The organism is Streptomyces sp. NBC_01352, assembly GCF_036237295.1.
GTDB classification, from domain to species: Bacteria; Actinomycetota; Actinomycetes; order Streptomycetales; family Streptomycetaceae; genus Streptomyces; species Streptomyces plumbiresistens.
On the sequence record NZ_CP108354.1, the window covers coordinates 4,787,842 to 4,807,514 of the forward strand.

General features: G+C 70.9%; 18 protein-coding genes and 2 pseudogenes. 8 read left to right on the plus strand and 12 right to left on the minus strand.

Features of this window, described 5'->3' with window-relative positions:
* Positions 1 to 7: 7 nt before the first annotated feature.
* The 5 genes and pseudogenes from OG252_RS22110 to OG252_RS22130 form a co-directional block, all read right to left on the minus strand.
* Complete coding sequence (locus OG252_RS22110; protein ID WP_406494647.1) at positions 8 to 172, minus strand: hypothetical protein; 165 nt, start codon at positions 170 to 172, stop codon at positions 8 to 10.
* A gap of 211 nt (positions 173 to 383) precedes the next feature.
* Positions 384 to 629 (minus strand): annotated as a pseudogene (locus tag OG252_RS22115) (hypothetical protein); the annotation flags it as partial.
* 228 nt (positions 630 to 857) lie between these two features.
* Entirely contained in the window at positions 858 to 1,115 is a 258-nt protein-coding gene (locus tag OG252_RS22120; RefSeq protein ID WP_266435257.1) for a hypothetical protein, read from the minus strand.
* Between the two features lie 171 nt (positions 1,116 to 1,286).
* A complete protein-coding gene (locus tag OG252_RS22125; protein WP_266435259.1) occupies positions 1,287 to 1,877 on the minus strand; it encodes a DUF6082 family protein in 591 nt (196 codons plus the stop codon).
* A gap of 226 nt (positions 1,878 to 2,103) precedes the next feature.
* Positions 2,104 to 2,511 carry a winged helix-turn-helix transcriptional regulator gene (locus OG252_RS22130; protein ID WP_266435261.1) on the minus strand — a complete coding sequence of 136 codons (408 nt, stop codon included), beginning with the start codon at positions 2,509 to 2,511 and terminating at the stop codon, positions 2,104 to 2,106.
* Positions 2,512 to 2,606: 95 nt separating this feature from the next.
* On the opposite strand from OG252_RS22130, the gene OG252_RS22135 reads away from it, so the two are divergent.
* Positions 2,607 to 3,461 (plus strand): SDR family oxidoreductase, encoded by an 855-nt coding sequence (locus tag OG252_RS22135; protein ID WP_266435264.1) that lies wholly within the window; start codon positions 2,607 to 2,609, stop codon positions 3,459 to 3,461.
* Positions 3,462 to 3,577: 116 nt separating this feature from the next.
* A complete protein-coding gene (gene rarD, locus OG252_RS22140; protein WP_323185988.1) occupies positions 3,578 to 4,591 on the plus strand; it encodes an EamA family transporter RarD in 1,014 nt (337 codons plus the stop codon).
* A gap of 80 nt (positions 4,592 to 4,671) precedes the next feature.
* Here the strand turns inward: rarD and OG252_RS22145 are convergent.
* Positions 4,672 to 5,841: pseudogene (locus tag OG252_RS22145) on the minus strand (MFS transporter); the annotation flags it as partial.
* A gap of 73 nt (positions 5,842 to 5,914) precedes the next feature.
* On the opposite strand from OG252_RS22145, the gene OG252_RS22150 reads away from it, so the two are divergent.
* Complete coding sequence (locus OG252_RS22150; protein ID WP_266435268.1) at positions 5,915 to 6,358, plus strand: winged helix-turn-helix transcriptional regulator; 444 nt, start codon at positions 5,915 to 5,917, stop codon at positions 6,356 to 6,358.
* A 38-nt stretch (positions 6,359 to 6,396) separates the two neighbouring features.
* A complete protein-coding gene (locus tag OG252_RS22155) occupies positions 6,397 to 6,873 on the plus strand; it encodes a VOC family protein (protein WP_329338137.1) in 477 nt (158 codons plus the stop codon).
* Positions 6,874 to 6,922: 49 nt separating this feature from the next.
* Here OG252_RS22155 and OG252_RS22160 read toward each other — a convergent pair whose 3' ends face one another.
* The gene (locus OG252_RS22160; protein WP_329338139.1) at positions 6,923 to 8,602 is read right to left on the minus strand and encodes a tetratricopeptide repeat protein; all 1,680 of its coding nucleotides are present in this window, start codon (positions 8,600 to 8,602) and stop codon (positions 6,923 to 6,925) included.
* Positions 8,603 to 8,882: 280 nt separating this feature from the next.
* On the opposite strand from OG252_RS22160, the gene OG252_RS22165 reads away from it, so the two are divergent.
* The 3 genes from OG252_RS22165 to OG252_RS22175 all read left to right on the plus strand — a co-directional run bounded on the left by OG252_RS22165 (position 8,883) and on the right by OG252_RS22175 (position 11,330).
* A complete protein-coding gene (locus OG252_RS22165; RefSeq protein ID WP_329338140.1) occupies positions 8,883 to 9,422 on the plus strand; it encodes a DUF6668 family protein in 540 nt (179 codons plus the stop codon).
* Between the two features lie 74 nt (positions 9,423 to 9,496).
* On the plus strand, positions 9,497 to 10,684 hold the full coding sequence (locus tag OG252_RS22170) for an amidase (protein WP_329338142.1): 1,188 nt from the start codon (positions 9,497 to 9,499) through the stop codon (positions 10,682 to 10,684).
* 61 nt (positions 10,685 to 10,745) lie between these two features.
* The gene (locus tag OG252_RS22175) at positions 10,746 to 11,330 is read left to right on the plus strand and encodes a flavodoxin family protein (RefSeq protein ID WP_329338144.1); all 585 of its coding nucleotides are present in this window, start codon (positions 10,746 to 10,748) and stop codon (positions 11,328 to 11,330) included.
* A 165-nt stretch (positions 11,331 to 11,495) separates the two neighbouring features.
* On the opposite strand, the gene OG252_RS22180 is transcribed toward OG252_RS22175, so the two are convergent.
* From OG252_RS22180 to OG252_RS22200, 5 genes are all read right to left on the minus strand, one after another.
* Positions 11,496 to 12,398: an ABC transporter permease gene (locus tag OG252_RS22180; protein ID WP_329338146.1), complete on the minus strand. Its 903-nt coding sequence runs from the start codon at positions 12,396 to 12,398 to the stop codon at positions 11,496 to 11,498.
* Complete coding sequence (locus tag OG252_RS22185; RefSeq protein WP_329338148.1) at positions 12,385 to 13,368, minus strand: ABC transporter ATP-binding protein; 984 nt, start codon at positions 13,366 to 13,368, stop codon at positions 12,385 to 12,387. The genes OG252_RS22180 and OG252_RS22185 overlap by 14 nt, the downstream gene beginning before the upstream one ends.
* Positions 13,369 to 13,378: 10 nt before the next feature.
* On the minus strand, positions 13,379 to 14,620 hold the full coding sequence (locus OG252_RS22190; RefSeq protein WP_329338150.1) for a LolA family protein: 1,242 nt from the start codon (positions 14,618 to 14,620) through the stop codon (positions 13,379 to 13,381).
* 249 nt (positions 14,621 to 14,869) lie between these two features.
* Complete coding sequence (locus tag OG252_RS22195) at positions 14,870 to 15,787, minus strand: CHRD domain-containing protein (RefSeq protein WP_329338152.1); 918 nt, start codon at positions 15,785 to 15,787, stop codon at positions 14,870 to 14,872.
* A 244-nt stretch (positions 15,788 to 16,031) separates the two neighbouring features.
* Positions 16,032 to 17,042: a polyprenyl synthetase family protein gene (locus OG252_RS22200; protein ID WP_266435288.1), complete on the minus strand. Its 1,011-nt coding sequence runs from the start codon at positions 17,040 to 17,042 to the stop codon at positions 16,032 to 16,034.
* A gap of 377 nt (positions 17,043 to 17,419) precedes the next feature.
* On the opposite strand from OG252_RS22200, the gene OG252_RS22205 reads away from it, so the two are divergent.
* Positions 17,420 to 19,414: a CocE/NonD family hydrolase gene (locus OG252_RS22205; RefSeq protein ID WP_329338154.1), complete on the plus strand. Its 1,995-nt coding sequence runs from the start codon at positions 17,420 to 17,422 to the stop codon at positions 19,412 to 19,414.
* Positions 19,415 to 19,673 lie beyond the last annotated feature (259 nt).

Genomic DNA, 19,673 nt, shown 5'->3' on the forward strand with positions numbered 1-19,673 from the left:
CCGGACTTCAGCCGAGGCCCGTCGACTCCCGGGCGACCACCGTGCGGAAGTCGTGCGGTGGCCGCCCGGCGAGGCGCCGGACCACCTCGGTCGTGCGGTCCTCGGCGCCCTCGGCGATGGCGCGGTCCATGCCGGCCAGCATCTCGGCGAACAAGCTGGGTGGCTTCGTCATCGTGGATCGTGCGGGCGACCATCGACAGGCCCACCCTTGACGATCAGCCGCTCCCGCAGCACCACCGAGGCGCGACCGGAGCGGTCCACCAGGCAGTCGGCGCTGAACTCCCGGCCGCTGACTGCCTGTGGCTGATCGGGTCGGGGACCAGGTCGCACAGCACACGCGCCTGCTGGCAGCTGTCGCAGAGCACGACGTGTTTGGTGGGCGGTCAGGCGTCGGGGTCGACCTCGGGGTGCGTGAACCGCGCGGGCTTGCCCAGCGACCGGGCGTAGGCGATTTCGGCTCGGGTGCTGTCTCCGATGTAGTCGCCGACTACGAGCACCTCATCAGCGAGCCGGATCTTCGCCCGGTGCGGATCGTCGAGTCGGACCTTCAGCGCCTCGGCCTCGACAGGATCGGAACAAAGCTCGTGCGGCGACTTCATGTCGCAACCCGGCTTGACGACAATCTCTCCGGTTCGAGCACTGGGTCGGCGATCGCCTGGTCCAGTTGCCCGACGAACAAGCCATGCATCCGGATCTCGTTCGCGAGCCGCAGTTCCCGCGCCGGGAAGAGGTCCTCTTGAACTGGTCCGGCCATGTCGGCGCCCCCATGTCACGAATTCGCCCGGAACCATCAGAGCGCCCGGCTGCACAAGCCGGCGTGGGAGGCGGAAAGGGGGCGCACGGGTGGATGCACCGCGTCAGGCGTCAGGAATGTCCCGCTTGGCGCGGATGAGGGTCTCGCGGTCGATCACGACGATCCGCTCGTAGTCGGCCCGCGCCGCGTCCGGGGGAAGGAGAGGGTCCAGGTCGGCGGTGGCCTCCGTGCCGATGACCGCGAACCTGCCGTCGCTCAGCTCGAAGAGGTCCGGACAGGTCTCGACGGTTTGACTGCCTCGCAGCTTGGGCGGGTCGCCGATACGGCGGACAACACTGAGAGCAGAGATTTCGCGGGGCACTCGGACCTTCTCTAGACCGGAAAGCCCCAGGTCGGCCGGGGCACGCAAAGGCTACGGCAAGATCGCTTCACCTGCTTCGGATTCCCCGGAATTACCTCCTTTTGCAGGAGTCACGGCAATCCATTGACGATCACTGCGCGCCGTGCGCATCACCGAAACGACCGGCCCCCGTCAGGCCACAGGCCCGGCAGACGGCTCGTCAGGACGTAGGCCGGCAGCCGGCGCGGGCCCTACGATCCACCACTCGTCAGGGTCGTCCGCCAGCTCCTCCAGCATGACGTCGACGGCGGCACCGACCCGCGCCTCCATCGAGTCCGCCGGAAGGCTCCTGCGGTGCTCGACCGTGCGGTCCCAATACTCGGCAAAGATCTCATTTCTGCACAACACACGTAAATGGCCCAGTAGTTCATCCCAGTCACACACGCCGACGCGGTGGGCCAACAGCAAATTGCCGTACTGCCGATTGGCGAAGATCATCTGACGTCGCCTGCCCTTGGAGAGCCCCGGCAGTGTGCTCGCGGTGTCCGCCAGGGACGGGTCGTCGACCATGCGGTCCATCTGGTCCACGGTGAGGCGGTACTGCTGGATGACATTCGCGCGGTGAATCTCGTCGGTCATCAGGGTGAGTTGCTGGAGCAACTCGGCCAGGATCTCCTCCTGCCGTCGACGGCGGGGGCCACGAGCAAACAGCGCCCGCATCAGGCCGAGCCCCGCGGTGGCCGCAGAACCGATACTGCGCGCCGCCCGTTTCTGTGTGGCCATGTCAAGGCATCCCCCTGGATTCGGTAACCGCGCACCGGAGGGTGGCATCGCGGGTGGCGCGCGGGCGGGTGCAGCACTCCGCATCCAGCGTGCCCGGCGACTCAAGTCGGCGCGGGAGGCGGAGAGGGGGCGCATGGAAGGACGTATCTCGAAAGTCGGCCAACGCCCTGACACATGTGTGCCCCCTGGCGCCGTCCGCATTCCTTCAGAGGGCCCACCCCACGCGTCACGCCTGCTCAGAACCCCTCTTCCGCGCGTCGTACACCTCCCGCGCCTTCTGCACCTCCCCCATCCGCGCGTCGGTCCACACCGCCAGCGCCCGCACCTGTTCGGCCGCCTCGCGGCCCAGGTCGGTGAGGGAGTAGTCGACCCTCGGGGGGATGACCGGCTTGGCGTCGCGGTGGACGAGGCCGTCGCGCTCCAGGGTCTGGAGGGTCTGGGTGAGCATCTTCTCGCTGACGCGGCCGATGGCCCGGCGCAGCTCGCTGAAGCGGTGCGGGCGGTCGAGGAGCTGGATCAGGACCAGGACACCCCAGCGGCTGGTGACGTGTTCCAGAACCAGGCGGTGCGGACACATCTCCTCGGCGACCAAGGGACCCATCGACGGGACGCTCACCTCATTGCTTACTGCCATACCAGTACCTTACTTCAAAGTGGGTACTTTCGCAGAGTTAGCGCACACCCTAGGGTTAGCGTCAGACCCCGCACCCCACAAGGAGATCGCAGATCATGAGCATCGTCGTCACCGGAGCCACCGGAAGCCTGGGCCGCCACGTCGTGGAGCAGTTGCTGGAGAAGGTCCCGGCCGAGCAGATCACCGCCGTCGTCCGCAACGCGGAGAAGGCCGCCGACTTCGCGGCGCGCGGCGTGAAGATCGCGCTCGCCGACTACAACGCCCCGGCCTCCTTCGACGGGCTGTTCGCGGCCGGTGACAAGGTGCTGCTCATCTCGGGCAACGAGTTCGACAAGGGCCGCGTCCAGCAGCACACGATCGTCATAGACGCCGCGAAGGCGGCCGGTGTGGCGCTGCTCGCCTACACCAGCGCCCCGGGCACCCTGACCGCCGCGCTCGCCGACGACCACCGTGGCACCGAGGAGGCCCTGACCACCTCCGGTGTCCCGTACGCGCTGCTGCGCAACGGCTGGTACCACGAGAACTACACCGAGAACCTCGCCCCGGTGCTGGAGCACAGCGCGGTCGTCGCCGCCGCCGGTGAGGGCCGGGTCTCCTCCGCCTCGCGCGCCGACTACGCGGCCGCCGCGGTCGCCGTACTGACCGGCGAGGGGCACGAGAACAAGACGTACGAGCTGGGTGGCGACGAGGCGTGGAGCTTCGAGGAGTACGCGGCCGAGCTGAGCCGGCAGACCGGCAAGGAGATCGGCTACTCCGCTGTCCCCACCGACGCCCTCATCGGCATCCTGACCGGCGCCGGGCTGCCGGAGCCGTTCGCCGCGACCCTGGCCGGCGTGGACGCGTCGATCGAGAAGGGCGAGCTGGTCGTGTCCAGCGGCGACCTGTCCCGTCTGGCCGGCCGCCCGACCACGCCGCTCGCCGAGGCGATCGCCGTCGCGCTCAAGGGCTGACCCCGCGCTGAAACAGACCCCCGTCTGTCATGACCGTATGCCGATACGGACATGACAGACGGGGGTGCTCGGCGTTACCTTCTTGCAGGCGAGCTGGATGTGAGAAGGAGGGGTCCGTGGCCGGGACGTCGAAGGGCGAGCAGCACATAGGTCTGCTGAACGGCTTCGCGGCGTACGGGATGTGGGGGCTCGTACCCCTTTTCTGGCCTCTGCTGAAGCCCGCCGGAGCGGTCGAGATCCTCGCCCACCGGATGGTGTGGTCCCTGGCCTTCGTGGCCGTCGCGCTCGTCGTCATCCGGCGCTGGGCCTGGGTCGGTGAGCTGCTGCGGCAGCCGCGCAGGCTCGCGCTGATCACCGTGGCCGCGGCCGTCATCACCGTGAACTGGGGGCTCTACATCTGGTCGGTGAACTCCGGCCACGTCGTCGAGGCCTCGCTCGGCTACTTCATCAACCCGCTGGTCACCATCGCCATGGGCGTCCTGCTCCTGAAGGAGCGGCTGCGGCCCGTGCAGTGGACGGCGGTCGGCGTCTGTCTCGCCGCGGTCCTCGTGCTCACCGTCGGCTACGGCCGCCCGCCGTGGATCTCCCTCACCCTCGCCTTCTCCTTCGCCACGTACGGCCTGGTGAAGAAGAAGGTCAACCTCAGCGGCGTCGAGTCGCTGGCGGCCGAGACCGCGATCCAGTTCCTGCCCGCGCTCGGCTACCTGTTGTGGCTCGGCGCGCAGGGCGACTCCACCTTCACCGGCGAGGGCGCGGGCCACGCGACCCTGCTCGTCGCGACCGGCGTCGTCACCGCGCTCCCCCTCGTCTGCTTCGGCGCGGCCGCGATCCGTGTGCCCCTGTCCACGCTGGGGCTGCTGCAGTACCTGGCCCCGGTCTTCCAGTTCCTGCTCGGCATTTTCTACTTCCACGAGGCCATGCCGCCCGAGCGCTGGGCCGGGTTCGCGCTGGTCTGGCTGGCACTGACGCTGCTCACCTGGGACGCCCTGCGCACCGCCCGCCGCTCCGCCCGCACGCTCAGGGTCGAGATGAACAGGCCCAGCGCCACCATCCCGACGGGCACCAGCAGTGCCGTACGGAACGCGGAGAGCGTCGCCTCGGGGCCCGACCCCGTGGACGCCAAGCCGTAGACAGCCGTCACCGCCGAGATCCCGATCGCCGAGCCGAACTGCGTGGCGGTGTGCAGCAGCCCGCTCGCCAGCCCCTGCTCGGACTCGGCGACCCCGTCCGTCGCCGCGATCGCCAGCGGCCCGTACGCCAGCGCGAAGGCCGTGCCCGCGATGATCAGCGTCGGGAACATCGCGGCGTACGACCAGTCCATGCCGACCGGCAGGAACAGCCCGTACGCGACGACCGCCAGCACGAAGCCGCCGACGATCACGCGGGTGTTGCCGAAGCGGGCGACCAGTTTCGGGGTGAGGGTCGGGGCGAGCACCGCGTCGCACCCCATGATCACCAGCGCGATCGCTGTCTGGAGCGAGGACCAGCCGCGCAGCTCCTGCAAGTACAGCGTCACCACGAACTGGAAGCCGAAGAAGGCCCCGACGAACAACAGCGCGCCGAGGTCCGCGCGGACGACGGAGCTCATCCGCAGAATGCCGAGCCGGACCAGCGGGGCGGCCGTCCGGCGCTCCACGGCGACGAAGACGGCGGCCAGCAGCAGCGCCGCGAGGGCGGACGCGGTGGTCAACTGCCAGCCGTCCAGACCGTGTTCCAGGCGTACGACGGTGTAGGCGGCCAGCAGCATGGCGCCGGCGGCGGTGCTCGCGCCGGGGAGGTCGAAGCCACGGCGCCGCCTTACGGGAGCATCCTGCGCCGGCACCACTCGTACGGCCGCCAGCAGCAGCGCGCCCGCCAGCAGCACGGGCGCGAAGAACACCCAGCGCCAGCCGAGCTGGGTGAGCAGGCCGCCGACGACGAGGCCGAGCGAGAAGCCGCCGGCCGCGGTGCCGGCGAAGACCAGCAGGGCCTTGTCGCGCCGCGGGCCCTCCTCGTACGAGGTGGTGATCAGGGACATGGCGGCCGGCGTCATGAACGCGGCGGACACGCCGGTCACGAAGCGGGCGACGACCAGCATCCAGCCCTCGGTGGCGAAGCCGCCGAGCCCCGAGAAGAGCAGGAAGACGGTCAGCCAGATCAGGAACATCCGGCGGCGGCCGAGCAGGTCCGCGGCCCGGCCGCCGAGCAGGGTGAAACCGGCGTACCCGAGGACATAGGCGCTCATCACCCAGGCCGCCGTGCCGGTCGTGAGGCCCAGGTCGGATCTGATCGACGGGATCGCGACCGCCATCATCGCGACGTCGATGCCCTCCAGGAAGATCGTTCCGCAGAGGACGAGTAACAGCGCCCACGCGCGCGTGCCCATGGCAGTACTCCACATCTAGGGACGGTTACGGGGATGAGGGTCGGTTCCCTCTTGTAACCGACTTCAGCGTGCGGCAGCATCGACAGACATGGAAGAAGGCACTTCAAAGTCACCGAGTAACTGCGCGGGCACCGTGGACTACGGCGATGCCGACCCCTTCCAGTGGGACACCCGGGAGGACTGCCAGGTACGGCAGATCCTCGACCGGGTGGCCGACAAGTGGTCACTGCTGGTCATCGCGCTGCTGGAGCACCGGCGGCTCAGGTTCACCGAGCTGCGCCGGGAGATCGACGGGATCAGCCAGCGGATGCTGACCGTGACCCTGCGCTCGCTGGAGCGGGACGGGCTGGTGAAGCGGACGGTCCATCCGGTGGTGCCGCCGCGGGTCGAGTACGAGCTGACACCGCTGGGCGGGACGCTGCACGCCACGATCCAGTCCCTGGTGAAGTGGACGGAGGTCCACCAGGAGGAGATCGCGGTGGCACGGGCGGCGTACGACGTGCGGGAAGCGGACGCCGCTGCCCTTCACTGACCCGGCACTGTCGGACCCGGCCGCTATAACTGGTGGGCATGACACAGACACCCGCAGTCACACCCGCACCCGTGCACTGGAAGCTCGTCATCGACGCCGGTGACCCGCACGCGCAGGCCGACTTCTGGGCGGCCGCGCTGAACTACCTGGTCGAGGACAACGACGCGCTCATCCAGCGGTTGCTGGAGCTCGGCGCCCTGCCGCGCGAGGCCACCGTCGAGTTCCACGCCCGCCTCGCCTTCCGGGACCTGATCGCCGTACGGCATCCGGACGACCCGTATGAGAAGGACAGCGGGACCGGGCTGGGGCGGCGGCTGCTGTTCCAGCGGGTGCCGGAGGCGAAGACGGTCAAGAACCGGCTCCATCTCGATCTGCACCCGGGCGAGGGCCGGCGCGCGGCCGAGGTCGAGCGGCTGACGGGGCTCGGGGCGAGTGTGCTGCGGGAGGTGAAGGAAGCGGGGGGTGAGTGGGTGGTGATGGCGGATCCGGAGGGGAACGAGTTCTGCGTGCAATGAGCGCGGATGATCTGCGGCGGTGCGGGAGCTGTCGGCGTGGGACATCCCCTCAACGGGCGCTCTGAGCACGTTCGGTCAGGCGGCCCATGCGGGCGCGGGCCTTGTCCAACTGCTCGATGTCGTCGGCGGCGGGGCCGTCCTCGGCCGTGAGCTCGGTCCACAGGCCGATCAACGCGTGGCCCAGTTCCAGGCCCAGCTGGGGGTCGCGTACGGCACGCCAGGCGGTGAACGCGCTCTGGATGTTGCCGTACGCGGCCTCCGCGTCCCGCGTGTGGCGGCGGGCGTGGGCGAGGTCGAGGGAGAGCTGGAAGGAGCGGACCGGGTCGTCCGCCAAGTAGGCGATGTACGCGGCCAGTTCGCGCAGGTGCAGCACCTCGGGGTGCTCCGGCCCCAGCGCCCCGGACGCCTGCGCCAGGGTCCGGTCCGCCAACTCCGCCGCCGCGTCCGTCCGCCCCGCCTTCACGGCCTCGTTGATGTGAGCGAGTGGCTCCGCGAGCAGCGGGGGTGCGGTGCCGTCGCCGGCCGCGACGGTCAACGGACCGTCCCCGAGCACGGCTTCGGCGACGGCGTCGAAGCCGCGGGGCGGGGTGGGCTTGGGGTCGGGGTCCGGTGCCGGCTCGGGGGCGAGGTCGGGGAGGAGGAAGGAGGCGGGCCTGGTTGGGCGCGCGGGTGTGGTGGGGGCGGCCGGTGTGGTGGGGGCCGCGGGTGTGGTGGGGGGCGCGGGCGGAGTGGCCTGCTCGGGTGGAGTGGCGTGCGGGGGCGGGGTGGACTGTACGGGCTGGAAGGACTGCGCGGGCGGGGTGGCCTGCTCGCGGGGGGCGGGGTGCCCGGGCGGGGCGGGGGGCGCGGACTCTGTGGGCTCCGGCCTCGCGTCCATCACCGGCGGCGGGCCGAACACGCCGGTCGGCGGGGCGACGGTGCCGGGGGCGTGACCGGGGGGCGGGTCCGGGAGCGAGTGGAGGGGGAAGGTCGGAGGGGAGTACCCGGTCGACGGCGGTTCACCGGCACGGGGGGACTCACCTGCCGGGGACGGCTCTCCGGCAGAGGACGGCTCTCCGGTCGAGGACGACTCTCCGGTCGGGGGCGGAAACGTGGGGGCCGCGTCCCCCTGCGGCTCGGGCTCGGCGGCCGCTCCCGGGGGAAGGCCGCGGCCCGCCTCGTCGGCCGGCTCCGCCTCCGCCTCCGGCACCGCCCGCATCCGGAAGGTGGGGACCGCGTCCCGCACGGGCTCGTCGACCGGCCGTAGAAGGTGCGTGGGCAGATCACGCCGGGGCTGCTGCGGCTCGACGGCGGCCGGGGGGCCGTCTGAGGAAGCCGGCATGCCGGGCGGTACGGGCACACCGGACACCCCAGGCCCACCAGGCTGCTCGGAATCGGCCCCCGCGGAAGACCCCCGCTCCACCGGCGGAGCCATCGGTACCGGGTCTGCCGTGAAGTGGCTCGCGCCGTCAGGGTCGACCTGGAGGGGGACGACGTAGCCGATGCGCTCGTCGTGGATCGTGGCGTGGACGGCGTGGCCGGTGCTGAAGGCGATGTGGTGCAGGTGGGTGAGGACGGCCTGCTGAACCTCCTCGCCCGGGGCCGCGACGATCCGTACGTCACCGACCCACGCCGCGCCCGCACCCGTACCGGACGCCGGGACGTGGACGTCGATCGGCGTCGGTGCGGGGGTGGCCGGGTGCGCGGCGCGCTGCTGGTCCCGCTTCTTGTCGCGGCTGAGTCGAGCCATCGGTTCCCTCACTCGGATGTGTCGGGGAGTCGCCGGACAACGCGTTCGGGTTCCATGGTGCTCCCTCCCGCGTCGGGCTTCCGCACCCTCAGCGCATGATCCGGTCGTACACGTACTGTCGAGTCTCTCCGCTCCCCCACGGTTCTCACGTCACTGCGACGTCACAGACTCGTTCCAGGAACTCATGCCACGTCAGAACACGTGCCCGATGCCGTGCGCGTCACCGGGCAACAGCGGGTAGCAGGCGGGTATCGGGGACGGCGAGGAGGAGGAGCGGGACATGGGGACGGACGTACGGAGTGACATACGGAGGGACGTACGGCGAGGGCCTGAGATCTGGCTGCGCGGGCCGGCGGCCACACCGGAGGGCCGGCCACCGGAGCCTGTCCTCGGCGCCGGCGGCTCTCCGCTCCACTCCTTCGTCAGTGCGCATGGCGGGGCCGGCACCTCCACCCTCGCCAGGGTCTACGGCGGCCACGACTGCGGACGCGACTGGCCCGGCCCCACCGCCCCGCGGTCGGTCCTGCTCGTCGCCCGTACCCACGCGTCCGGACTGAGCGCCGCCCTGCACACCCTGGAGCTCTTCCGGCGGGGTGAGGCTCCGCCCGGCCTCGGCCTCGACGCGGTCGTCCTGGTCGCGGACGCCCCCGGCCGGCTGCCGCGCCCGCTCGCCCAGCGGATCAAGGTGATCGACTCGGCGATCGACGTGCACCGCGTCCCGTGGGTGCCGGCCTGGCGCCTGGGCGACCTGACCGGTACACCGCCTCGGGAGACGGAGGCGCTGGTCCGCCTGACGGGGGCGGCGGGGCGGTCGCGTTGAGCGGCGGTCCAACTCCAACTCCCTGCCACCTCAACGACGTTGGCGAGAGTCGGGCATCGCCGAGAATTCGCCGTATGACAGCCGCCGTACCCGCCATCCGCTCCTTCCTCTCCGACCTCGCCGCCCTCTCGGCGGAGGAGACCGCCGCCGCCGTACGCTCGCGTGCCCTGTGTGCGGTCGACGTGGTCGCGGCCGCGCTGGGGCGGATCGGGCGGGTGGACCCGGAGCTGTGCGCGTTCGTCGAGGTGTGGGGTGAGGAGGCGCTGCGGCGGGCGGGTGAGGTGGACGCGCGCGTGGCGGCGGGCGAGTGGCTGCCGCTGGCCGGGGTGCCGGTCGGGGTGAAGGGCCGGCACGGGCTGCGCACTGCGGCTCCGCTGCTCGCGGCCGGGTGTGTCGCGGTGGGTGCGACGGCCGTGCCCGGTCCCGGAACTCCCTGGCAGACCTGGGGACTTGGCGCCCATGGCCGTACCGTCAACCCGTGGCGGGCCGACCGTACGCCGGGCGGCTCCTCGGCCGGGTCGGCCGCCGCGGTGGCCGCCGGACTGGTGCCGCTCGCGACCGGGAGCGACGGGGCGGGGTCGGTGCGGATTCCGGCGGCCTGGTGCGGTGTGGTGGGGCTGAAGGTCACGAACGGACGGCTGCCGACGGCCGACCGTACGGGGCTCACGGCGCCCGGCGTGCTGGCCCGGTGCGCGTCGGATGCGGCGGCCTGGTGGCGGGTGGCGGCGGGGGACGCGCCTGCGGAGCGGGCGGCCGGGACTGGGCCGGTGGCGGGCGGCTCGCACTCCCCCACCGCCGTCTGGTCGCCCGACCTCGGTTTCGCCGGCCCCGATCTCGACCCGGACGTCGCGGCGGTCGCCCACGCCGCCGCCGTACGCCTCGCGGAAAGCGGTGCCCTGCGGCTCGTACGGCCGTCCGCGCCCCTCCGCCTCGAAGACCCCGCCCGGGCCTGGCTCGCCCTCCGGTCACCCGGCGCGGACCTCGCCTCCGCCCACCGCACCCGCGCGGAGAACGACCGCCGCCTGGCCGCCCTCTTCGCCGACGCGGAGCTGCTGCTGACCCCGACGACCCCCACCCTCCCGCACGGCCACGAAGGCCCGGGCGACCGCTACTCGACCGCTCTGACCTGGGCGTTCAACCTGAGCGGGCACCCAGCGGTCAGCATGGCGGCGGGGTTCGGCGGCGACGGGTGTCCGGTCGGGCTCCAGATCGTGGCGCCGCACGGGCGGGAGGACCTGTTGCTCCGTACGATTGCATATTGAATGCGTACGCATATACTGCAAGCGCAAGTAGTCGTCGCACGCCGACCATCTGGGGGACCTCATGACCCGCCGCTTCCTCTTCGTCCTGGGCAGCAGCCGCACCGAGAGCAACTCCGAGATGCTGGCCCGCAAGGCCGCAGATCAGCTTCCCGCGGACGTCGAACAGGAGTGGATCAGTCTCGCCGAGCATCCGCTGCCCGATTTCGTGGACCTGCGGCACGACAGCGACCACGTCCGCCCGACGGAAGGCGAGGTGGCGCTGCTGCTCGACGCGACGCTCGCGGCGACGGACATCGTGATCGTGTCGCCGCTGTACTGGTACTCGGTCTCCGCTCCCGTCAAGCGCTACCTGGACTACTGGTCGGGCTGGCTGCGCACGCCCGGTGTGGACTTCAAGGCCACGCTGGCCAGGCGCACGCTGTGGGGAGTCACCGTGCTCGCGCACGAGGAAGAGGAGGTCGCCGATCCGCTGGTCGGCACGCTCAACCACTCGGCCGCGTACATGGGGATGCACTTCGGCGGGGTGCTGCTCGGCAACGGCAGCAAGCCGGGTGACGTACTGAAGGACACCGGGGCGCTGACGCGCGCCAAGACGTTCTTCGCGCGGGAGACGCCGCTCGCGCGCTTTCCGTACGAGACCGAGTGACCGTACGAGACCGAGTGACCGTACGAGACCGAGTGACCGTACGAGACCGAGTGACCGTACGAGACCGAGTGACCGTACGAGACCGAGTGACCGTACGAGACCGAGTGACCGTACGAGACCGAGTGGCCGTACGAGACCGGGTGGCCGTACGAGACCGGGTGACCGCTAAGACGCGATGTCCTTCGTCGTGAACCGCGCCCAGGCCGCCGAGCCGAACACCACCGCGTACAGGGCCTGGATGCCGAGGTTCTTCACCAGGTCGTCCCAGTAGACGGGCTCGCGCATGAGGTCGGCGAAGGACAGCCAGTAGTGGGAGAAGAAGTACGGCTGGATCGCGTGCAGTTGGGGGATCTGGTCGAGGATCTGAATGGTGATGAGCAGGCCGACCGTGGTCGCCATCGCCGCGATGCCGCTGCTGGTGAGGGTCGACACGAACAGGCCCAGGGCCGCCATGCCCACCAGTGACGCGGCGACGGCCAGGGCGATCAGCAGCGCTCTGCCCAGGCCCTCGGCGAAGCTGATCTGCGTGCCGGAGATGGTCGTCAGGTCGCCCAGGGGAAAGAGCAGCGCCCCGACCGTGAGGGCCGAGACGGCGACCACCAGAGTGGCCAGCAGACAGAAGGCCAGCACCGTCGCGTACTTGGTGAGCAGCAGGCGGGTGCGGCCGGCGGGGGCGACCAGGAGGTAGCGGAGGGTGCCCGCGTTGGCCTCGCCGGCGATCGAGTCGCCGGCGATGACGCCGATGGCCATCGGCAGGAAGAAGGGGAGCGTCGCGGCGAGCGCGGTGAAGACCAGGAACAGGCCGTTGTTGGTGATCTGCGAGATGAACGCCGGGCCTCCTCCGCCACCTCCGCCGCCGGGCCCCGGTCCGTCGCCTGTCTCAATCTTCACGGCGATCCCGACCAGGATCGGCACGGCCGCCAGCACGCCGAGGAGGGCGAGGGTGCGCCAGCGGCGGAAGGTGGTCCACATTTCGTTGCGGAGCAACCCGAAGGTCCACAGCACGCTCGGCGTACGGACAGCCTGAGCCTGCGCCGTCGACGTACGTACGGCCTCAGCCTGCGACATCGAAGCCCTCCCCCGTCAGCGCCACGAACGCGTCCTCCAGCGAGGGCCGTTCGACGCCGAAGCCGCGGACGCGGACGCCCGCCGTCACCAGTGCGGCGTTCACCTCGGCGAGGTCGCGGTCCTGGGGCGGCTCGGCGCTCACCCGGTCCTCGGCGATGACCACGTCGGCCGCGCCCTGCTCCTTCAGTATCCGGGCCGTGTCCGCCGGGTCCGGGGTCGTCACGACGAGCCGGCCGCGGGTGCCCGCCGCCAGGTCGGCCACCGGGCCCTGGGTGATCAGGCGGCCCTGGGCCATCACCGCCGCGTGCGTACAGACCTGCTCGATCTCGTCGAGGAGGTGGGAGGAGAGGAAGACCGTGGTGCCGTCCGAGGCCAGCTCCCGGATCAGGGAACGGATCTCGCGCATGCCCTGCGGGTCGAGTCCGTTGGTCGGTTCGTCGAGGACGAGCAGCCTGCGCGGCTGGAGGAGCGCCGCGGCGAGGCCGAGCCGCTGCTTCATGCCGAGCGAGTACGCCTTCGCCTTCTTGCCCGCCGCCGCCGCGAGGCCGACCCGGTCCAGCGCCGCTGCGACGCGGGTGCGCCGGGTGCGCGGGTCGGCGGTCGGGTCGGCGGCGTCGTAGCGCAGCAGGTTGTCGCGGCCGGAGAGGAAGCCGTACAGCGCCGGGCCCTCGATGAGCGCGCCCACGTGCGGGAGCACCGCGCGCGCCGAGCGCGGCATGGGCCGGCCCAGCACGCGGGCCGACCCCGAGGTGGGCTCGATGAGGCCCATCAGCATGCGGATGGTGGTGGTCTTGCCCGAGCCGTTCGGACCGAGGAAGCCGAAGACGCTGCCCGCCGGGACGGCCAGGTCCAGACCGTCGACGGCGAGCTGCCCGCCGCGGTAGCGCTTGGTGAGCGCGCGGGTGACGATGACGCCGTCACCCGCGCTCTGCTGCTCCGGTTCCGGCTCCGTGGCCGGCGTTTCACTCATGGGTGTCTTACTACCCGGCGTTCGCGGCCTTGACCAGGGCGTCCTTGCTGACGGCGCCGACGTAGACCTTGCCGTCGTCGGTCATCAGCGCGTTGACCAGACGGGTCGAGAAGACCGTGCCCGAGCCGAACTTGCCGGTCACCTTGTCGCCGAGGGAGTCGAGGAAGCCGCCCATGTCGCCGCCGACCTCGGAGCCGGAGGGCATGCCCTCGCCGCCGGTGTCGAAGGTGGCGACGGAGTTCCAGCCCTCGCCGATGACCTTGAGGCCGTCGAGGCCCTTGCCGAGGTCCTCCTCGGGCTTCCCGCTCGCCGAGCCGTCGTGCTCGCCGTGCGCGCCCTTCTCGATGGTCTCGCCCTCGGTGACCTTCGCGCCCTTGGGCGGCGTGAAGTCGAACGTGGACGCGGCCGGCTTGGCGAAGCTGACCTGCGTGAAACCGGCGTCGATGACGGCGGCGCCGCCGCTCGCCGGGGTCAGCGTGAACTTCAGCGGCAGCCCGGTCTTCGAGTCGACGGCCACGGTGATCTGGCCGACCGTGGACCCGGAAGCCTTGGGCTTGATGACGAGCCGGTAGGCGTCGCGGCCGGCGACCTGCGCGGTGCCGTCGACGGTCACGGAGGTGGTGTCGTCGACCGCCTTCAGGGCCTCCTCGGCCATGTCCTTCGGCGTGGCCGGGACGTCCTGGCCCTTCTCGGCCTTGCCGCTGTCGGAGCCGCTGTCAGAGGTGGTCGAGTGGTAGACCTCGTTGGACTTGCTGTCGTAGCCCCAGACGTCCTTGCCGTTGTGGATCACGCTGTACTCGGAGCCGCTCTCCAGGAGCGACAGCTTCTGCTTGTCCGGGCCGTCGGCCGCGACCCGCAGGGTGTGCGTGCCGGTCGCGAGCTCGGTGAGCTTGGCGGACGGGTCGGCGGAGGAGCCGCCGTCGCCCGAGTCCATGGCGCCGGAGGTCAGGCTGCTCTCCAGACCGCCGAGGTCGGGCAGTCCGAGATCCGTGCTGATCTTCACTGTGCCGGACAGCTGCTCCACGTCCGACGCGGCGATCTTCTCGATGAGCTCCTGTGCGCTGACCTTCGGCAGGTCGGGGTCGCCGGAGTCGGCGAGCGCGGGAACGAGCCCGATGGTCGCCGCCGCCACCCCTATCACCGCGACCGGGACGACGTACCGAGCGGCCTTGCGTCGCCGCGCCGCGCGCAGGTCCGCGGCCTCCGCGGCCTCCGCGGCGGTCGTGCTGTCGTCGGTTTCGATCGGTGCCATGTGTGCCTTACCTCCGTCGTCGGCGGCGGCTGGTCCAACTCCCGTACGTCAACCCCGTAGCCGCCATTCTCACCCGAATCGGTGAGGAGTGGTGTTTTTCTCTGATGTCCATCTGACCAAATCCGCCGCGATGATTCGTCAGCCCGCGGGCTCAACTCCGCGTACACCTGGGGTATGACACGCGGAGGCGGCGCCTCCCCCGACCCGTAAGGGTTGGGGTGCAGACGCCGCCGTCGGGTGGTCGGTTGCTCAGCCGCGCAGGAACACGTAGTCCGCCTGGTACGGCACGCCGACGATCGTGCCCGCCGTGCAGGAGCCGGCCGGGGCGACTCCGCCGACGGTGTTCAGCCGCAGGATCTCCGTGGTGCCGGCGAACAGGCCGTGCTGCTTGCCGGACTGGGTGGCCTTGATGTCCAGCTCGGGGATGTTGCCGGCGCCGTTGGGAGTCCTGGAGATGACGGCCCCGGTGACCGCGCTGCGGTCGGGCGCGATCCACTGCGGCGTGCCGGAGTTGGGCGCCACGAAGGAGTGCGCGATGCCGGCGCCGAGTACGGCGCTGACGTCCCGCTGGGCGAAGGCGTACCCGCCGCCCTCGACCGGCTTGCACTCGTAGATCTGCTTGCCCTTGAGGACGGACGCCTGGAAGTTGTCGAGGGCGTCGCGGAAGTCGAAGGCGGCGACGGTGACCTTGTGGAACTGGCCGCGGACGGCTCCGCCGGGGAACTCGGCGGTGTGCAGGTTGGCGTAGAAGGAGGTGGGGTCGGTCTTGAGGGCGTCGAGCAGGGCCGGGTCGTTGACCTTGACGGTTCCGGTGACGGTACGGGCCTTGCTCTTGCTCTTGCCCTTGCTCTTGAGCAGCTCGGTGAAGTCCACCTTGACGCCGCCGTTGGTGCCCTTGGCGCCCTGGTGGATGTGGAGGGCGGTCGGCTTGTCGGTGCCGCGCCACTTGACGGCGACGGAGACCTTGTCGCCGTCGACCTTGACGAACTGGAGCGCGGCGCCGTCCTGGTCGCCGACGGCGGGTACCTCGTTGGTGCCTCGGAGGCTGGCGGCGAGGACGGTGCCGTCGCCTCCGGCGGTGGAGGCGGAGGCGACGGCGGGGGTCGCTGTGGCGGCGAGGCCGCCGGCGGCCACGGCGACGGCGGTGACGATCGCTTTCATGCGCATGGGCAGATATACGGGCTGATGTCAGTGTGGACTCGGGGCGCGGGTGTGACCTGTGTCACTCTTCTCTGCGGGTGTGTGGGGGTGCGCGTCTCTGGGGGCTCCGCCCCCAGACACCCCGGGCCTATGCCCACCCACCGCCCGACTCGGTCTCTTGAATGGTTCACCCCTCGACCCACCGAGTCGGGCGGTGGGTGGGCGAAGGCCGGGGGTCCAGGGGGCGGAGCCCCCTGGAGCGGGGGCGGGGTCAGCCCGCCCGGTGTACCACCGCGTCGCACAGCTCCATCAGCGCGGCCTTCGCATCGCACTCCCGCAGCGGAGCCAATGCCGCCCGCGCGTCCTTCGCGTACCGCACCGTGTCACGCCGCGCGTGCTCCAGCGCGGGATGCGCCCGCAGGCCCTCCAGCGCCTTCGCGTGCAGGGCGTCGTCGGTCAGGTCGGAGTCCAGGAGCTCGCACAGGGCGATGTCCTCGGCCAGCCCCAGCCGGGCCGCGCGCTCGCGCAGCCGCAGGACCGGCAGGGTCGCGATGCCCTCGCGCAGATCCGTCCCGGGCGTCTTCCCGGACTCGTGGGAGTCGGAGGCGATGTCCAGGACGTCGTCCGCGAGTTGGAAGGCGACGCCGAGCCGCTCGCCGTACTGGGTCAGCACGTCGACGACCGTCTCGTCGGCGCCGGACATCATCGCCCCGAAGCGGCACGCCACCGCCACCAGCGATCCCGTCTTGCCGCCGAGGACGTCGAGGTAGTGCTCGACCGGGTCACGGCCGTCGGTGGGACCGGCGGTCTCCAGGATCTGCCCGGTCACCAGCCGCTCGAACGCCTCCGACTGGACCCGGACCGCCTCGGGCCCGAGGTCGGCCAGGATGTGCGAGGCGCGCGCGAACAGGAAGTCGCCGGTGAGGACCGCGACCGAGTTGCCCCAGCGGGCGTTCGCGCTGGCGACCCCGCGCCGGACCTCGGCCTCGTCCATCACGTCGTCGTGGTACAGCGTCGCCAGGTGGGTCAGCTCCACCACCACCGCCGACGGCACGATCCCCGGCGCGTAACGGTCGCCGAACTGGGCGGACAGCATCACCAGCAGCGGCCGGAACCGCTTTCCGCCCGCCCGCACCAGATGCTGGGCGGCCTCCGTGATGAAGGGGACCTCGCTCTTGGTGGCTTCGAGCAGTCCCTCCTCGACAGCCGCCAATCCGGCCTGGACATCGGCTTCCAGAGCCTGGTCCCGCACGCTCAGCCCGAACGGCCCGACGACGGTCACGAGGGATCTCCTGTCTGCTGTGTCTACTGGCGATTACACGGTTTGTCGATAGGTCGCTGCCATCACTCAAGTCAGCGTATCCGGTCACGTTTCGATCACCGCTAGCGCCCGCCCGTGCAGCCCGGGCGGTATCGGATCACGACGGGTATGTTTTTGATCACTTGAAAAGAATGGATATCTGCCGATTTACATGGAAGTGGTGGAGCGTGTCGCGAACCACCGTCGATACCGAGCCCGGAAGCCGGCCGCCTCCGGAGTTCGGCCCGGTCCTGTGCGTGACGGGCGGCCGTCACCCGACCGGACGCACACACGCGGCCGAATCCGCCCTCGCCCCGGACACCACGCACCCGGTCCACTGAACTCACGGGGTCACGCTCATGCACATCCGTACGTCCTTCCCCTACGAGACGACCCACGAGGACCTCCGCATCCCGCTCCCGGACGGGACGCTCCTCTACGCGCGCGTGTGGCGCCCCCTCACGGACGAACCAGTACCCGCGATCCTCGAATACCTGCCCTACCGCCTGACCGACTGGACCGCACCCCGCGACTGGCAACGCCATCCCTGGTACGCGGGCCACGGGTACGCCTCCGTACGAGTGGACGTACGCGGACACGGCAACAGTCAGGGCATGCCGGGCGACGCGTACTCGGCCACCGAGCTGGCGGACGGCGTCGCGGTCGTCCGATGGCTCGCGGCCCAGCCCTGGTGCGACGGCAAGGTCGGCATGTTCGGCATCTCCTGGGGCGGCTTCGACTCCCTCCGGATCGCGGCCCTCGCACCCGAGCCGCTCAAGGCGGTCGTCACCGTCTGCTCCACCGACGACCGCTATGACAACGACGTGCACTACCTGGGAGGTTCCGTCCTCGCGGTGGACATGCACGCCTGGGCGGCCACCCTGCTGGCCCTCGTCTCCCGCCCGCCGGATCCGCGGTACGTCGGCGAGGCCTGGCGGGACATGTGGCTCAAGCGCCTGGAGGAGGTCGCCCCCCTCATCCACACCTGGCTCGACCACCAGACCCGCGACCGCTACTGGCAGCACGGCAGCGTCCGCGAGGACTACGGCGCTATCGACGCCGCCGTCCTCGCGGTCGGCGGCTGGCACGACCCGTACCGCGACACCGTCCTCCACCTCGTCGAGCACCTGCCCGCCGACCGCGTCCGCGGCCTGATCGGCCCCTGGTCCCACCAGTACCCCGACCGCGGTCTGCCGCCCGGCCCGGCGATCGGCTTCCTCCAGGAGACCCTGCGCTGGTGGGACCACTGGCTGAAAGGGGTCGAATCGGGCGCGATGCGCGAGCCGCTGCTCCGTGCCTACGTCAGCGACTCCCACCCCCCGGCCACGGTCTACGACACCCTGCCCGGCCGCTGGGTCGGCGAGCCCGCCTGGCCCTCCCCCAACGTCTCGATGGTCTCGCACGCCCTCGAGGGCACCCCTCTCCTGGTCCGCTCCCCGCAGCACACGGGTGTCGACGCCGGCCGCTTCCTCCCCCTGGGGAACGACGCCGACCTGCCGCCCGACCAGCGGGAGGAGGACGCGCGGTCGGTGTGCTTCGAGTTCCAAGCCGACGAGGAGACCTGGGTGTTGGGGCGGCCGAGGGTGCGGCTCAGGCTGACCTGTGAGGTGCCGCGCGGCCAGGTGATCGCCCGGGTGTGCGACGTCGCCCCGGACGGCGCCTCGACGCTGGTCACCCGCGGCGTACTGAACCTGTCGGCGCGGCAGGGGCGGGACCGGGCGGTGCCGTGGGAGCCGGGCGTCACCGAGGACGTGGAGTTCGAGCTGAACGGCATCGGGCACGCCTTCCCGGCCGGTCATCTCGTCCGGCTGGCCGTCTCCTCCGCGTACTGGCCGTGGATCTGGCCGCAGCCCGACTCGGCGGCCGGCTTCACCCTGGACCCGGAGGGCAGCTTCCTCGAACTCCCGGTGCGCACAAGGGAGTCCGCCTCCGGCATCGCGTTCGAGGAACCGGAGCAGTCCGAGCCGCTCGGCGTCAACGTCCCCGTCACGCTCGACGAACCGCGCCCCGAGCGGCTGGTCGTCCGCGATGTGGCCAAGGGTGAGTGGCGACTGGAGGTCGACCCGCGCTACGGCGGCACCCGCGTGTATCCCGACGGTCTGGAGTTCACCGAGGACGCGCTGGAGACGTACACGATCAACGAGTCGGACCCCCTGTCGGCCCGGGCCCGCTCGGACTGGACGGTCGAGCTGCACCGGCCGGAGCTCGCCTGGCGGGCGACGGTCCGCACACGGTCGGAGATCAGCTGTGACGGAACGGACTTTTCCACCTCAAACGAGGTGATTTGCACGGACGGCGACGAGGTCGTCTTCCACCGGACGTGGGAGAAGCGGATTCCACGGACGGCCGGTTGACCACGAGTTGGGCTCATTGCCCGTTTTGGCCACCCTTGTTCTCGCCCGTGAGTTGGGTCACTTGCGGCCGGCTGCGGCCACACCTCCGCACGCCCGCGTTTCGCCTTGCCTTTCGCGCCAGTTGAGACTTGGCAACCGCAAAGGATCAAGCACCCCAAATGCCTCAGACCAAGGTCATAGCCCTGAAGTGTGAATCAGCCACTTGTTTCGGCCATGTGCTCTCGCATACGTTCCGGGCCTGTCGGGCGGACGCCTAATC

Excerpts from the sequence above, each read along its gene's own strand:
- OG252_RS22110 (WP_406494647.1), bottom strand. The coding sequence starts at position 172 with ATGACGAAGCCACCCAGCTTGTTCGCCGAGATGCTGGCCGGCATGGAC.
- OG252_RS22125 (WP_266435259.1), bottom strand. The coding sequence starts at position 1,877 with ATGGCCACACAGAAACGGGCGGCGCGCAGTATCGGTTCTGCGGCCACC.
- OG252_RS22130 (WP_266435261.1), bottom strand. The coding sequence starts at position 2,511 with ATGGCAGTAAGCAATGAGGTGAGCGTCCCGTCGATGGGTCCCTTGGTC.
- OG252_RS22135 (WP_266435264.1), top strand. The coding sequence starts at position 2,607 with ATGAGCATCGTCGTCACCGGAGCCACCGGAAGCCTGGGCCGCCACGTC.
- OG252_RS22150 (WP_266435268.1), top strand. The coding sequence starts at position 5,915 with ATGGAAGAAGGCACTTCAAAGTCACCGAGTAACTGCGCGGGCACCGTG.
- OG252_RS22155 (WP_329338137.1), top strand. The coding sequence starts at position 6,397 with ATGACACAGACACCCGCAGTCACACCCGCACCCGTGCACTGGAAGCTC.
- OG252_RS22160 (WP_329338139.1), bottom strand. The coding sequence starts at position 8,602 with ATGGCTCGACTCAGCCGCGACAAGAAGCGGGACCAGCAGCGCGCCGCG.
- OG252_RS22165 (WP_329338140.1), top strand. The coding sequence starts at position 8,883 with ATGGGGACGGACGTACGGAGTGACATACGGAGGGACGTACGGCGAGGG.
- OG252_RS22170 (WP_329338142.1), top strand. The coding sequence starts at position 9,497 with ATGACAGCCGCCGTACCCGCCATCCGCTCCTTCCTCTCCGACCTCGCC.
- OG252_RS22175 (WP_329338144.1), top strand. The coding sequence starts at position 10,746 with ATGACCCGCCGCTTCCTCTTCGTCCTGGGCAGCAGCCGCACCGAGAGC.
- OG252_RS22180 (WP_329338146.1), bottom strand. The coding sequence starts at position 12,398 with ATGTCGCAGGCTGAGGCCGTACGTACGTCGACGGCGCAGGCTCAGGCT.
- OG252_RS22185 (WP_329338148.1), bottom strand. The coding sequence starts at position 13,368 with ATGAGTGAAACGCCGGCCACGGAGCCGGAACCGGAGCAGCAGAGCGCG.
- OG252_RS22190 (WP_329338150.1), bottom strand. The coding sequence starts at position 14,620 with ATGGCACCGATCGAAACCGACGACAGCACGACCGCCGCGGAGGCCGCG.
- OG252_RS22195 (WP_329338152.1), bottom strand. The coding sequence starts at position 15,787 with ATGCGCATGAAAGCGATCGTCACCGCCGTCGCCGTGGCCGCCGGCGGC.
- OG252_RS22205 (WP_329338154.1), top strand. The coding sequence starts at position 17,420 with ATGCACATCCGTACGTCCTTCCCCTACGAGACGACCCACGAGGACCTC.